Origin of the sequence: Erwinia sp. S38, from assembly GCF_016624545.1 — a bacterium.
GTDB classification, from domain to species: domain Bacteria; phylum Pseudomonadota; class Gammaproteobacteria; order Enterobacterales; family Enterobacteriaceae; genus Erwinia; species Erwinia coffeiphila.
In genome coordinates this window covers 17,433-32,483 of record NZ_JACVTS010000010.1, presented here as the reverse complement: position 1 = coordinate 32,483, position 15,051 = coordinate 17,433, and the positions used below count along the sequence as shown (strand labels likewise).

Genomic DNA, 15,051 nt, shown 5'->3' with positions numbered 1-15,051 from the left:
TAAGAATTAAATTAAAATCTTAGACCTTAATGAATTTCGCAACTAGTATCAGCATAAAAGGAAATAGGACAGGTAATAATAACTTTCTTACTTCCATCATTTAAGATAAACTTACGATTCTCAATGACTGCTTTTGATGAACTCTTCAAATTAAGATCAGAGCTAACTTCTTCAACGGTAGAATGCATAAGACCTGATTTATATAATTCTTTAAACTTCACTGCAGAGACTTTAGGCTTGAGTTCATTTGTAAGAAAACCAAAGTTATGCTCTTTCTCTATAGCACTCTGCCCATCATTTATGAAATCATACCACCATATCCCTTTGATATAATTCCTTTGTTTGGCAAGAAGAGTATATTGAATCATCATATTTGAAGATTGAGTTTCACTTAAACCATTTCCACCGATATTATTGGGATACCCATACTCAGTGATGTAAATGGGTACTTCTTTGCCATGAATACTGACAAGTTCCTTCTCAAAATAGTCTATCTTTCCTAAATTTTTAGTGGGTGTATTCAAGCTTTTATCAGGAAACATATATGAGTAAGGATGAATAGAAACACCATCAACGTAATTTAAAATACCTTTTTTAACCAGACTCTTCATCCAAGTTCTATCTTTGGGGACTAATGGGTTCATCGAACCTGTTATAATTTTAGCATTCGGGTCAGCCTTTCTTATTTTCTCAGAGGTTTTTCTCACTAAATTGAGATAAACATCACTACTTGGCACGTTATTATTTTTTGGAACTCCAGACTTCACAAGCCATTCGTTCCATATCTCGTAGTACTTTATTTTCCCTTTATACTTGCTTGCTACCCAAAAGGCATAATTTGCGAATGCATCAATCTGTTCATCTGTAACTGGATAATTCCTGTTGGTGTGAATCTTATTGCCGTAGTTCAATATCAATAAGGGGCTAATTTTATTTTTAACCGACTCACTGATGAATTCATCAAGAATCGACAAACTATGATCTAAATCATAAACACCAGCAGATCGTTCAACCCTACTCCAAGGGAAATCCTCGCGATATGAAGAAAAGCCATATTCATTTAGTAACTTTATAGTATCTGCAGGATTACTAGTGTAATTGCGGACATGTGTGGTTACACCAATTTCTAAGGCTAGTAAATCAGCATGGTACATGCCACAAGATATCGCGGTTGCCAAGAAAAAATTTTTTATGTATTTCTTATACATTCCCACCTCGACACTATGAGCATATTAAAAGAGTTGTAAATAACTATTTATGATCAGAATCATAGAGAATTCAATTCTCTAGCTATCATATTGATAGTAGAGGACCAAGAGTACTTAGAAGCCTGGTTAAGACCTTTCTCAATCAGTTCTGACCTCAGCTCTTCATTTCGGCAAACAAGATTTAACGCATTAACAATTTCATCTATTTTAGTGGGATTCACTAATATAGCTGCATCTCCCGCAATTTCTTTTAATGATGTACTGTTTGAAGTAATCACTGGTAAACCACATGACATGGCTTCAATAACGGGTAATCCAAAACCTTCATATAATGAAGGAAACAGCAAGGCATCTGCCCCTCTGTAAAACTCAGCCAGTTGCTGGTCTGATAGCCTTCCAGAAAAGAATATTTTATCTTTTATATTAAGGTCTTGAATTATTTCATCAAGCTCTGGAGAGCTAACCCCTGAAAAGTAATAGTTATGTGAATTAAAAAGGTCCGATTTTGCAAAAGCCTTAATCGCCAATAACTCGTTCTTATGGGCCTTTCTATTACCAACTGTAAATATGTAAGGTTTTGAACTTTCGAACGCACTTCCCTTGGTAGAAAAATCATTTGACACACCATTACCGACTACAATAACCCTGTCAGGATCTACACCACTCCATTCACAAATACGCTTCTTAGAAAACTCCGACACAGTGAAAACTCTATACGATTTATTACAAGCACGCTTGAGCACTAAATTATAATAAACTTTTTTTAATAAGGACGTATTCGAGTCAATATCTATATGATTTAAATCATGCACTGTAATTAAAGTTCTGTTTAAAAAAAACAGAGGTGAATTATATCCCGGACTAAAAAAAAACTGTTTTTTTTTGGAAAGATAAGCCGTCAACTTGAAACAGTCTAACGGATTGGCTGGATGCCCTTCCAACTCAATCGGTTCCAAATTATTTAAACCCTCGAACACCTCTCTCGAGAAACGTCCAATCCCATGCTCGCCATTCCATCGAGAGTCATAAATAAACTTCTTCATAAAACCTCTTAAAATTTCTGATCAAATTAAGACATTTGATTTTTAGACTATAACGTAAAATATATCCAAGGATAGCTATACCACAGATCAAAACCATCCAACTTAGGGACGTATGCTGGACCTAATGTAATGATCCTAACAGCAAAATATAAAAGTAGAAGTATTCTATATACGAAACTTAATCGGTAGAACGCATGAAACATAAAGTATCCTAACCCTACTCCAGACATAATCAAAAATACTCTCGAAGAGAGCAAGGGTATTGGTATTAACACAATATAGGAAACACATGAAAAGTAGAAAAGTTTTTTGAATTCAGAACTACGGTTTTGTCCAAAAAATAAGTAGGCAGCTAACATAACTATTAAATACTTTAAAAAGGTATTCGAAGAATCAGGAGCATTACTTCGCAAACTAATCGCATTATAATACTGAAGTTTTGCAAACAACTCCCCTACAACTGGTAAACCAACGAAAATTGACAGATGATTTAATAGAACAGCAAATAGAAAACCGAAAAACACGAATGCACCTAAAATTGAGTATTGCGCTTTACGATTATTCCCCATAAAAGTTTTTAAAACAAAATATAGGGGTAGTGACGATAGATGCCCACCTATTGCAAGAATAAGGAAAATACGCCCTTTGATATTTTTTAATCCATAACTTAATGCAAAGAGTAGAAATGGTGTCGCTATCATTTGCCTCATCAACTGTGTAGATAGTGCATACATAAAAAATGCAAGGCATGAAGCAACACATAAAGATTTTTTATCTTCCTCAATACTTTCTAAACCACATGTTTCGAGCCATATATAAAATACCGAAACACTTAATAAAGACACACATAAAAATATATCTGGTATAGGAAGCTTATCGAATATAATTATTATTATTTTGAAGTAAGCAGAAATAAGAAATTCAAGACCATTTGCATATTGATCTAACCCTCCCCCATTTAATATTGAAATATAAGCCATATAATAGTGAGAAAAATCATCACTGTTTGACTGAAGGTATGTCCTCGAAGAAAAAACCAAACAAGCATTCACTATTGCGACAACACTAACATAGCCCCTTAAAAACTTGTTCGAAAACTCCTTTGGAAATAGTACAAGAAGCGAAAGTGAGTAATAAAAGGCTATAAGAGGTGAAACAACACTTAATGCAAGTGAAGATAAAAATAAAAACCCAAAGAGAATTCTTGTTGCATCTGCAGTGCTATTGATTTTCCACATACACTATTAACCTGTTTTACTAATGTTTGTTATTTAGCTAATTAAGTACAGTATTCAAAAAAACAAAAATGAAAAAGGTTAATTGTAAAATTAGCATGCTTTTTTCATAATGGATTTATTTTCTATAATAGAATTAATTTTATCGACTTTATTTCTCCATGAGTATGCCTTTACTTTATTAAGATCTTCCTTGCTAAACTCTTGGCTTCTAGCTTCAAAATATTTATTTATTAAATCAGCTTGAGTTTCATATTTATATAAACAAAGCAAATCACTACTATCTATCTCAACTCTTGAAAATACTATATTCAATCCTGAAGATGCGTATTCCCATAATTTCATTGGACTTCTACCAATATTAGACTCATGATCATTTAACAATAATAAACCTACGGCAGCTTTTTGAAGTACCTCAGGAGTTTTATTGTAACTTATCTTCCCATAAAATTTCACGTTGCTATATATAGATGATATCTCCTCAGCACGCTTAATCAGATCTTTAGATATAGGACCATATATATGAAATTTATCTTCAGGGAAATTCTCAGCTAAGATCTGAAGACCATCTAGATCGAACCTATAATCAATTGCTCCGATATAGACAGCCCCTTTTTTTTCAATAGTTTCGTTGAAATAAAAATGTTTATCATCAAATCCATTACTAATTACGTAACTGTCTGAATTCGAAATCTTATACTTCGTTTCAAGATTATCAAGAACGTTTTGAGATGTTGCAACAATCAGATCACTTCTATTGATTAGTTTTTCTTCGTAGGGTATGACACTCTCTCCCGACATAGAAATGTAATTATCTGTTGGTCGATAAACAAGCATTGAATAATCAAAAATACTCAGATAGGGTTCAAAGTAAGGATAATCACAGATAATAACATCGAATTTATTTTTTCTATTTCTTAATCTGAAGAAACCATACAAGTAGTCATAAAATTTATTGATAGCTATCAGGAGAGAATTGTAATCAAGAGTAATCGGGAGTAGTGTATTTAACTTTATTTCATTTACACTATTTACCAATTGTCTTTCACCTCCAAAATCCTTTTTCAATAATCGATGAATTACTGTATAAGGTATTCCAATATAAGTTATGTTGTAATTTTTTTCCGAAAGCCCATTTGCATAGTGATGACTACCAATTTTATATACTGAATCACCACGCGTATGACTCAAAACTAAAATTTCCTTCATACCTGCCCCTCATAGCTATAAAGTTGACCACATCCATGTGGTACTGAATTCAATTTATTTTTTATCTTCAGTATATGAATATCCATAATGACTATAGCCATAGCCATAATAGCTACTTGCTTTTTTAACTACTCCATTCAATATGCAGCCTTTAATGGTTACTCCGCTTTGTTCAAACCTCTTAACACTCACTTCAAGTTCTTTAGGTGTGTTTTGTTCGAATCTTGCAACAAGCAGTGTTGTACCTGCGTAGTTGCCTATAATCGCTGCATCAGTAACTGCAAGTATTGGGGGTGTATCAACTATCACAAAGTCATAATTTTCACTTGCCCATTTGAATAAATCTCCGAACCGGGAATGCATAAGCAACTCTGCTGGATTAGGCGGAGCAGTACCTCTTGAAATAAAATCGAATCCGACATCAGCTACCTTTTTAATACATTTTTCTAAAGAAACTTCCCCAGATAAATAGTCTGAAAGTCCGTTCTTGTTATGAGAACCAAACACCTTATGAACGTAGCCTTTACGCATATCTGTATCAATAAACAATACTTTTTTACCAGTTTGCGCAATAATTGCAGCTAGATTGCTACTCACAAATGTTTTACCCGCATTCGGGCTAGCACCTGAGATCATTAAAACATTATTCCTAGCTTCTAGCATTGCAAAATGCAAACTTGTTCTCAGACCTCTTATTGATTCAATTGCAAGATCAGCAGGGTTTTCCATTGCTAACAACGAAGTATCCTCATCATTAACACTTTTACGTCTTAACTTACTCGATCGTTGTTTCTCTAAAGCTTCAGAGACTGGTACGCTAGCATATACATTTATACCAATTTCCTCTAGCTGCTCTGGTGATTCAATCCCTCTTCTCAAAAATACTTTAAGAAGCACTAAGCCTACAGAAAGCATACCGCCAAAAATGATACCGAGAGCAATAACGATTATTTTTCTTGGTTTAACGGGCTTTGGCGATGTGATGGCCTGATCTATTATTCTAACATTTCCAATCGCACTTGACTTGGCTATATTTAACTCTTGTTGCCTATTTAATAACTGCATATATACAGCTCGTCCTGACTCAACATCTCGACTCAGACGTAGTACTTCTTGCTGTGTTGCAGGCATCGAAGAAACTTTTTTATTCAGTTTTAATTTTTCTTGGTTCAAAGTTTCTCTTTTTTCAATAAGAGCTTTATATGTCGGATGCTCTTTTGTGTAGAGTTGAGAAACTTCAGACTCTCTGAAGGTTAGTTCATTAAGTTGATTTTCAACGTTAACAATTTGATCGAGAACTGATTTTGCTTCCATTGACAAATCTACTGAATCTTTTTGTCGCCTATATTGATTCAATAGATCTTCAGAATGGTCTAAGTCTGCACGTACTTTAGGCAACTGGACGCTCAGAAAATCTAAACTTTTTGCATCCTGCGCTGCTTGCCTTGATATATTTTGAACCAAATAATTGTTACTGATGCTATTCAATATTCTAGAGATTAAATCAGGATCTTCACCAGTCAAAACTAGATACAGCATACCAGTATCTTTACCTTGATCAGATACTGATAATACTTCCTTCAAATTATTTATCGCTTTAAGTTTTGAGATATAGTCTATTGAAAACTCATCACCAGCATTAGCCTCAATACCATTTATCTGAATGCTAATGCCTTTTTCTGTTATTAACTCACCAACATGTCCTTTAAACTCAAAGTCTGTACCTGTTACGTTGAATGTTTTGTCATCAATAACTGTTAAAGTAAGATTTTGAGTTTCTCCATTTATAGTTGGTATAAACAATCGATTAATATCAATTTTAGAAGGAGTCGCACCAGTTAACCTTGCCCAACCTGAGCCAAATATTGGGAAGTATTTTTGCCTACTCACTATTTGCAGATTCAAATCGTCTACAGTTTTTCCAAGAATCATTCTAGACTGGAGTAATGTGATTTCCGGAGCTGACTGGGGTTGGCTATCCGGTAACATTTGACTCAGATTACTTAAGATCGCATTCCCTTGCTTTTGTTCAACCTGTACCAGAGCATCAGCTTGATATACTGGTGTTGAAAAAAGAACATATATGATTGAAAGAATCGTCATTATTGCAGTTATTGCAATAATTAACTTACGATGGTCAATCAATTCGCCAATTAGTTTACCCAGATCAATATCATCTGAGTTATTTGCATTAGGTTTATTTATTACGGATGACATGCATTATTCCCGAGAATTATTTTCTAAGTTTTTCAGCCCAGCATGCACCGGCCTGCTCAATCATTCTATAAACTGATTCAAAAGCTTCCTCACTCTTGCGGTAAGGATCAGGTATTTCCTTTTGAGCTAACCAATGAGCAAAAAGCATAGTTTTACCCCTCAATTCAGGCGCTGCACGTCCTATAATTTCAAGATGCGATTTTTCCATAACCAATATCAAATCGTATTTTCTTCCTAAACTCGAAGAAAACTGTTGCCCTTTATGGTTCTCTAAAGACAAACCATGCTTTGATGCTACCTCAATAGCACTACTATCAGCAGCTTGACCTACTAATGCCCCTGTTCCCGCAGAATCTATTTTTCTACTAGGTAAAAGCTCCCTCAGTATACGCTCTCCTATTGGAGAGCGACATATATTCCCAGTACAAACAATAAGAATAGAATCAAACATGATTAATTCCAGTTCCTGATATAGCGGACGTTTTCAGTCATATCATGCACGCCAGTAATGGTCGGTACCAGCTGAGAAATCACGCGGTTCCAACGAACGATCGGTGCCGTAGTCACATAGACGATATCGTAAGGCTGCAGCTGGAATTCAGTACCCAGTACCATTGCCGAAGCGTCTTTAGCATTTAGCTGGTAGATATTGGCAATCTTACCGTTTTTATCGCCCTTCAGCTGGCGCACCACGAAGACACCCTGCGCATCCCCCATCGCCTGCGAGATACCTTCCGAGTTCCCCAGCGCTTCGGCCAGCGTCATACCGCTGCGATCCATTTTCAGGGTCGACTGCTTGCCGACTTCGCCCATCACGAACACTTTCAGATCGTCATTGCGCGGTACGTAAAGAATATCGCCCGGGAACAGCATCTTGTTCTGAGTCAGATCGCCCTTCTGCATCAGCGCATAGAGGGAAAGTTTTGATTCCTGACCGTTGTGCGTCAGCACCACGTTGCGCCAGTCGGCATCCGGGGCGAGGCCACCCGCGGCATTGATTGCATCCATTACGGTTAATGGGATATTGGTAATCGCCTGCTGGCCAGATTTAATCACTTCACCGGTCACGTACGCTTTCTGTGAGCGGAAGGCCGCAATGCTGACGTCAACCTGCGGGCTTTCAATATAGGTGGTCAGGCGGTTGCTGATTTCCTGGCGGATCTGCGCCAGGGTTTTGCCGGCAACCTGTACCTTACCAATATAAGGATAGAAGATGGTGCCGTCGGCGTTAACCCAGTTACCGGTGTCGCTGGCGCTGCGGTACTGGCCGGCCGGGGTGGTCAGCTCAGGGTGATCCCATACGGTCACCATCAGCACGTCGCCCACGCCAATGCGGTATTCATAGTTGCTCAGTAAGGCATCAAGCTGAGGATTAGGGCGAGAGATCACCGGGGCCGGGCGCAGCTGGTCGATCAGATTTGGCGTCATCGGGAACACGTTAACCATTTTGCTAACGTCAAAATCGCTATCCTGGGATTTAATCACATCCTTATCAGAAGTGCTCAGGCCCTGCCCCGGTATCACGGTACAACCACTTAATAACCCAATTGCTGCTGCAACCACCGAAAGTTTCAAATATTTCTTCGTCATAAGTTCATATCATCAATGAATAAGAGAGTTATCTGCCAGTATCCGTTTTAGGGCGCAATTACTAACAGTCGTCATTTTTATCTGCTGCATTCAGCAGCAATAAATAGCCTGAGCTTAGAAGGTGAATGCTCTATCGGGTCTCTTTACCAACCATAGCCAAAACGTTATGAAAAGTTACCGTGATTCTGGGTGCCCATCCTGGTATCACGTTGCGGTGGCAACCGCTGCGGTGAAAGGGGTGTAGTGCTTCGGGTAGAGTTCTACCGGCTAAAAGTGGAACAGACGGTGCTGCTGTTGCTCTCATATGCTTAGATTTCCCCCTGTGCATCCCCCCAGGATGCTGTGTTACGTGTACACACTGTAAAAAATGTGTTGTCGATGCTGATAATTCCGGCCTTGCAGAAGTATCAAAACGTGCTGTTTGAATCTGCACAATACTACTTCAGGCCTGATAATGAGGCCACTTATAACCACAAATTTTCGCTAAAAATTATCTTCGGTTTCGGGCTGCAAGAGCGATAACTCTGAAAACATCTCAGACAGACCGTAAATATTTCACGTACTACGTTTTTTGCGGTCAGGAATGAAGCCATTCCCGTATTAAAGCGAGGAGTTTAATTAAACTTTTTGTAGGGTAAAACGCTGCGGATTATCCTTAATCCTTATATGGAATTAGCCATTATTCTGAGATGTAAAGCCGACAGCACTGAAACAGCCAAAAAATAAAAACCTTATTTATCAGCAAGATAAAATATTTGCATCGCTATATCAGTCCGTTAACTGGTAACCAGATGAACTCAAGTTCTAAAAAATAAAATATTGCAAGTGGTTATAGCTGGAATAAATCTGAATTTTTTGCACGTTTTTCTGAATATCAACTATAAATTTTCAGGTATACGAAAATTAGATGACACTATGATTAAATTTGCTGTAGCGGTGTAAAAACGAGCGGGCTGTTTGATTAAAAAATATCACCCGTCCAGGCAGGCTACCGCCCCTGGCTCAACAGCTACCAGTGCACTGTGCTACTCGGCGATAATCATTTACCACATTCAACGCCCGGTCAGGTCGCGATCGGATAGAGCCTCCGAACGCGTTCCAGGCTGGTGTGGTTGTACTAGTGAATTGGAATTATTCTAAGGTAAATATCTGTCAATTGGGAGTGCTATATCTTGGTACAGGCGTTTTCCAGACGGCTCTGAGTGCTGGAAAATTCATGGTATAAATCCTAATAAACATTAGTAAATAAATTTCAACTATATGATTTTTAATCAGTTTTAATTTCTCAGGTATATTGATAGCCGCAAAAGGAATTATTAGCAGCAGAAATAATAGGAATTTTCTCATTAGACCTGGTGTCGTAGAACTCACACCCCAACGCATATAAATTAATCAGCCGGTGTTATTTTTCACGATATTTAACTGCTTTGTCGTGGTATTTAAATCCAAAGCCTCGTCATTCACGTCCATCCTCACTTCAATCCTACCTTCATAGAGCCATTAAACAGATTATTATCTTGCCCATAACGCTTTCAGGGCGGATACAATTCTGCTTGAAACTAAATTTTCAGCATCTACATTAACTTACTCCCTGCCCCTTGCTGCGCGTTATTTTCCCGGAGTATTCGCTACCGGTTTTGCTATACACTCTGCCGATTGCCATCCGGCGCGTTCATTTCAGGAGTCTGTAGATCATGATTATCCGTCCCTACACTGAGGCCGATCGTCCTTTCCTGCGTACGCTGTTTCTTGCTGCTCGCAGGCACAGCTGGACCTGGCTGGACGATAGCGACTGGCGTTTAGAGGATTTTGACCATGCCACGCTGGGTGAACGTATCCTTGTGGCGGAACTGGATGGTCATCGTGTAGGTTTTGCCGCCGTACTTGAGCAGGATAACTTCCTGCACAGCCTGTTTGTGGACCCGGAGTGGCAGGGAAGCGGTGCGGGAAGCGCACTTTTACAGGCGGTACAACGCTCGTTTACCTCGACCGGCGCGTTGAAGTGTCTGGCCGAGAATTTACAGGCGCAAAGCTTCTATAAGAAACATGGATGGCGAACGGTGGCACAGGGAGAAAGCGAACAGGGTGAGTATCTTTTAATGCACTTTGTGCTTTAACGGTTGATACCGCAACTTATGGCACAGGAAGGGTGCGGCGTTGCACACATCATTTTACCGCTTATGACTCCCCGGCTTATCACTCCATTTTGGTTCATGCAGACAAGGGATGTTTGGCATGCTGAATATTTTTCACACTATCGATCTGATAGGGACTTTTGCTTTTGCCCTGAGCGGTGCTACCGCTGGGGTAAGAGAGGATTTTGATATTTTTGGCGTGTTCGTACTGACGGCGGTTACTGCCATCGGAGGCGGCGTCATGCGCGATATCTGCATCGGCACGTTACCGCCGGCTGGCCTGGTCAGCCTCAGCTATTTGCTGGTGATTGTCGCAGCGGTCATCTGCGTGGCGTTTTTTCAACGTCTCATCCTTTCATTTGAACGTGCCACGCTGTTTTTTGATGCGCTGGGGCTGGGATTTTTTGCCGCGTTTGGTGCCAATAAAACCTGGCAGCATACGCAAAATGTTGAGCTGTCTATACTCCTGGGATGCGTCAGCGCCGTTGGTGGAGGGTGTTTGCGTGACCTGATGATCGGTAAGCCGCCAACCATCTTCAGCCAGGATATCTACGCCAGCGCAGCGTTAATCGGTGCAGCAATAGAAATAAACGGTTCGGCCGGGTGGGTCCCGCACATCTACAGCACCTGGGCGGCGATTATCATCTGCACTCTGCTGCGGCTGGTGGCGTCGAAATATAAAATCGGCTTGCCGTCCATTAAACATAACGGACTATAATACCCCTTTCGCAATAAGATCACGCCAGTAAAGACGATGACCAGCAGACCCCTTAACGAACGGACAGGCATCAGTAAAAATGCCTATAGCATGTTGCAGTATTTGCAGCGTATCGCCCGTGGCGACCGGAATTTTATCATGCAGGATACGCTGCTCAATCACCGCTGCAACGTGTCGCCCGACAACGATTTCACGCTGATTCTTGAGCTGTTTGACGCCGGAAAAATAGATTTTGACTATTCGATGGTGGACGGCTTCCAGCAGCGGCACGTGCGCCTGGCGTAACGGCCGGGCGATGATGCCCGCCCGTTAACGGCGACCTGTTTAAACCGCGCGGAAGGAAATATCTTCCGGTATCACTTCACCCTGCCAGTAAAGACGCGCAGCAACGCTACCGGCCAGCTGGCGATAGAGCGTGGTGAACTCGCTGTCCGGCCTGCGCACGACCGTCGGTTCGCCGTCGTCCAAATCTTCCCGCAGGCTGATATGCAGCGGCAGCTGGCCAAGCAGCCGGGTGTGATACTGCTCTGCCAGGCGCTCTGCCCCACCGGTGCCGAAGATCGGCTCGTGGTGGCCGCACTGGCTGCAGATATGAATGCTCATGTTCTCAACAATGCCCAGTACCGGCACGTTCACCTTCTCGAACATCACAATCCCTTTACGGGCATCAATCAGCGCAATGTCCTGCGGCGTGGTGACCACCACCGCCCCGGTCACCGGCACGTTCTGCGCCAGCGTCAGCTGAATGTCACCGGTTCCCGGCGGCATATCCAGCACCAGGTAGTCCAGATCTGGCCACAGCGTTTCGTTTAGCAGCTGCATCAGCGCTTTGCTGGCCATCGGGCCGCGCCACACCATGGCGTTATCGTCGGTCACCAGATAGCCGATAGAGTTGGTCGCCAGGCCGTGGGCGATAATCGGTGCCATATGCTTGCCGTCCGGCGAGCTGGGGCGCTGCGCTTCGGTGCCCAGCATATCCGGGATCGACGGGCCGTAGATGTCCGCATCCAGCAGGCCGACCTTCGCGCCCTCGGCGGCCAGCGCCAGCGCCAGGTTAACCGCCGTGGTGGACTTCCCTACCCCGCCCTTGCCGGAGCTGACGGCGATGATGTTTTTCACGCCGTTCACCCCGGGGCGGTTTTTCACCCGTTGCAGGGTGGCGACATTTAGCGACAGCCGCCAGCTGATGGCTGAGGCACCGCTGAGGCGCAGCAGTTCGGCGCTAACGGTCGATTTCAGCGTTTCAAATGCGCTCTGCCAGGCAAACGGCAGAGTCAGTTCGATGTGCAGTGTGTGGTCTATTAATGCGCAGTGTCGAAGTGCCTTCAGCACGGTAAGATTGTGCTGCAGGGTTGGATGCTCAAAGGTGGCCAGCACCCCCATGACGATTGCGCGCAGCGCTTCGGGCTTCGCTTGTGACGTCATCCCGGCTCCTTGTTCTGGTCTGTAATAAAGAATGCGTTATAGCGCTAAGCATATCAGATCCCGCCCTGCCCCGGGGAAGCGGGGCCGTAAAAATCCCCCTGTGGATGAACCCCTTGTTTACGCAGGGAGTGGCTTTCGGTTACCATCTAAACCCCTTTTTCAACAGGTAAAGCAAGTCTCACTATGACTCAAGTCGCGAAAAAAATTATGGTAACGTGCGCCCTGCCGTACGCCAACGGTTCCATTCATCTCGGACACATGCTCGAGCATATCCAGGCAGATATTTGGGTCCGTTACCAGCGAATGCGCGGCAACCAGGTTTACTTCATCTGCGCCGATGACGCACACGGTACGCCGATTATGCTGAAAGCTCAGCAGCTGGGCATCGCACCGGAGCAGATGATCGCCGAAATGAGTCAGGAACATCAGACCGACTTTGCCGGTTTCGATATCAGCTACGACAACTATCACTCAACGCACAGCGAAGAGAACCGTGAGCTGTCCGAGCTGATCTACACGCGCCTGAAAGAGAACGGTTTTATCAAAAACCGGACCATTTCCCAGCTTTACGATCCGGAAAAAGGCATGTTCCTGCCGGACCGCTTCGTTAAAGGCACCTGCCCGAAATGTAAGGCTCCGGATCAGTATGGCGACAACTGCGAAGTGTGCAGCGCCACCTACAGCCCAACCGAGCTGATCGATCCGAAGTCGGTGGTTTCCGGCGCTACACCGGTACTGCGTGATTCCGAGCACTTCTTCTTCGATCTGCCGGAATTCAGCGCCATGCTGCAGGCCTGGACCCGTTCCGGCGCGCTGCAGGAGCAGGTTGCTAATAAGATGCAGGAATGGTTCGAGTCTGGCCTGCAGCAGTGGGATATCTCCCGCGATGCACCTTACTTCGGCTTTGAAATTCCTGGTGCGCCGGGCAAATATTTCTACGTCTGGCTGGATGCGCCTATCGGCTATATGGGCGCGTTTAAGAACCTGTGCGATAAACGCGGCGATATCGACTTCGATGCGTTCTGGAAGACCGACTCTGACGCGGATCTCTACCACTTTATCGGTAAAGATATCGTCTATTTCCACAGCCTGTTCTGGCCGGCGATGCTGGAAGGCAGCAACTTCCGTAAGCCGACCAACCTGTTCGTGCACGGCTATGTGACGGTTAACGGCGCGAAGATGTCCAAATCGCGCGGCACCTTTATTAAGGCCAGCACCTGGCTGCAGCATCTGGATTCCGACAGCCTGCGCTACTACTACGCGGCGAAACTCTCTTCCCGCATCGACGATATCGACCTGAATCTGGAAGATTACGTGCAGCGCGTGAATGCGGATATCGTCAATAAAGTGGTTAACCTGGCCTCGCGCAACGCCGGCTTTATCAATAAGCGTTTTGGCGGCCAGCTCTCTGCCGAACTGGCGGACCCGGCGCTGTATAAAACCTTTACCGATGCGTCAGAAAGCATTGGCGAAGCCTGGGCCAGCCGCGAGTTCGGCCGTGCGATCCGTGAGATTATGGCACTGGCCGACGTGGCCAACCGCTACGTCGACGAGCAGGCTCCGTGGGTAGTGGCGAAGCAGGAAGGCCGCGATGCCGATCTGCAGGCCATCTGCTCAATGGGCATTAACCTGTTCCGCGTGCTGATGACCTGGCTGAAGCCGGTGCTGCCGCAGCTGAGCGATCGCGTGGAAGCGTTCCTTAATCAGGAACTGAGCTGGGAAGGCATCCACCAGCCGCTGCTGAGCCACAATATTGCGGCCTTCAAGGCGCTGTATAACCGCGTTGAAATGGATAAAGTTAACGGCCTGATTGAAGCGTCGAAAGAGGAAGCCGCTGCCGCCGCGAAACCGGCGGTAACCGGTCCGCTGGCCGACGACCCGATTCAGGACACCATTACCTTTGACGACTTCGCCAAAGTGGATATGCGTATTGCGCTGATCCAGAATGCGGAATTCGTTGACGGCTCCGACAAGCTGCTGCGCCTGTCGCTGGATTTGGGCGGTGAAAGCCGCCAGGTGTTCTCCGGTATTCGTGCAGCCTATCCGGACCCGGCGGTACTGGTCGGTCGCCTGACGGTGATGGTGGCGAACCTCGCGCCACGCAAAATGCGCTTCGGCGTTTCCGAAGGGATGGTGATGGCCGCAGGCCCTGGCGGTAAGGATATCTTCCTGCTCAGTCCGGACAGCGGCGCACAGCCTGGTCAGCAGGTTAAGTAAGCCGTTCTTAACAGGGGCGAACGGAAAACCGTTCGCCCCTTTGTTATTTCTGCG

The 15,051-nt window shown here is 43.7% G+C and carries 12 protein-coding genes; 4 read left to right on the top strand and 8 right to left on the bottom strand.

Annotation, left to right across the window (positions count from 1 at the left end):
• Positions 1 to 26 precede the first annotated feature (26 nt).
• The 7 genes from IBT46_RS12715 to IBT46_RS12685 all read right to left on the bottom strand — a co-directional run bounded on the left by IBT46_RS12715 (position 27) and on the right by IBT46_RS12685 (position 8,502).
• Complete coding sequence (locus IBT46_RS12715) at positions 27 to 1,208, bottom strand: cellulase family glycosylhydrolase (RefSeq protein ID WP_200545969.1); 1,182 nt, start codon at positions 1,206 to 1,208, stop codon at positions 27 to 29.
• A 59-nt stretch (positions 1,209 to 1,267) separates the two neighbouring features.
• Complete coding sequence (locus IBT46_RS12710; RefSeq protein ID WP_200545968.1) at positions 1,268 to 2,251, bottom strand: glycosyltransferase family 1 protein; 984 nt, start codon at positions 2,249 to 2,251, stop codon at positions 1,268 to 1,270.
• A gap of 47 nt (positions 2,252 to 2,298) precedes the next feature.
• Complete coding sequence (locus IBT46_RS12705; RefSeq protein WP_200545967.1) at positions 2,299 to 3,489, bottom strand: EpsG family protein; 1,191 nt, start codon at positions 3,487 to 3,489, stop codon at positions 2,299 to 2,301.
• Positions 3,490 to 3,579: 90 nt separating this feature from the next.
• Entirely contained in the window at positions 3,580 to 4,695 is a 1,116-nt protein-coding gene (locus IBT46_RS12700; RefSeq protein WP_200545966.1) for a glycosyltransferase, read from the bottom strand.
• A 54-nt stretch (positions 4,696 to 4,749) separates the two neighbouring features.
• Positions 4,750 to 6,912, bottom strand: coding sequence for a polysaccharide biosynthesis tyrosine autokinase (locus IBT46_RS12695; protein ID WP_200545965.1), 2,163 nt, complete (start codon positions 6,910 to 6,912; stop codon positions 4,750 to 4,752).
• Between the two features lie 16 nt (positions 6,913 to 6,928).
• Complete coding sequence (locus IBT46_RS12690; protein WP_200545964.1) at positions 6,929 to 7,363, bottom strand: protein tyrosine phosphatase; 435 nt, start codon at positions 7,361 to 7,363, stop codon at positions 6,929 to 6,931.
• Between the two features lie 2 nt (positions 7,364 to 7,365).
• Positions 7,366 to 8,502 carry a polysaccharide export protein gene (locus IBT46_RS12685; RefSeq protein WP_200545963.1) on the bottom strand — a complete coding sequence of 379 codons (1,137 nt, stop codon included), beginning with the start codon at positions 8,500 to 8,502 and terminating at the stop codon, positions 7,366 to 7,368.
• A gap of 1,694 nt (positions 8,503 to 10,196) precedes the next feature.
• On the opposite strand from IBT46_RS12685, the gene IBT46_RS12680 reads away from it, so the two are divergent.
• The 3 genes from IBT46_RS12680 (at position 10,197) to IBT46_RS12670 (ending at position 11,640) form a co-directional block, all read left to right on the top strand.
• A complete protein-coding gene (locus IBT46_RS12680; RefSeq protein ID WP_200545962.1) occupies positions 10,197 to 10,619 on the top strand; it encodes a GNAT family N-acetyltransferase in 423 nt (140 codons plus the stop codon).
• Positions 10,620 to 10,737: 118 nt separating this feature from the next.
• Complete coding sequence (locus tag IBT46_RS12675) at positions 10,738 to 11,355, top strand: trimeric intracellular cation channel family protein (protein WP_200545961.1); 618 nt, start codon at positions 10,738 to 10,740, stop codon at positions 11,353 to 11,355.
• Positions 11,356 to 11,391: 36 nt separating this feature from the next.
• Positions 11,392 to 11,640 (top strand): hypothetical protein, encoded by a 249-nt coding sequence (locus tag IBT46_RS12670; protein WP_200545960.1) that lies wholly within the window; start codon positions 11,392 to 11,394, stop codon positions 11,638 to 11,640.
• Positions 11,641 to 11,679: 39 nt separating this feature from the next.
• Here the strand turns inward: IBT46_RS12670 and apbC are convergent, their stop codons facing one another.
• Positions 11,680 to 12,780 carry an iron-sulfur cluster carrier protein ApbC gene (gene apbC / locus IBT46_RS12665; protein WP_200545959.1) on the bottom strand — a complete coding sequence of 367 codons (1,101 nt, stop codon included), beginning with the start codon at positions 12,778 to 12,780 and terminating at the stop codon, positions 11,680 to 11,682.
• A gap of 183 nt (positions 12,781 to 12,963) precedes the next feature.
• On the opposite strand from apbC, the gene metG reads away from it, so the two are divergent.
• The gene (metG, locus tag IBT46_RS12660; protein ID WP_200545958.1) at positions 12,964 to 14,997 is read left to right on the top strand and encodes a methionine--tRNA ligase; all 2,034 of its coding nucleotides are present in this window, start codon (positions 12,964 to 12,966) and stop codon (positions 14,995 to 14,997) included.
• Positions 14,998 to 15,051: the final 54 nt, after the last annotated feature.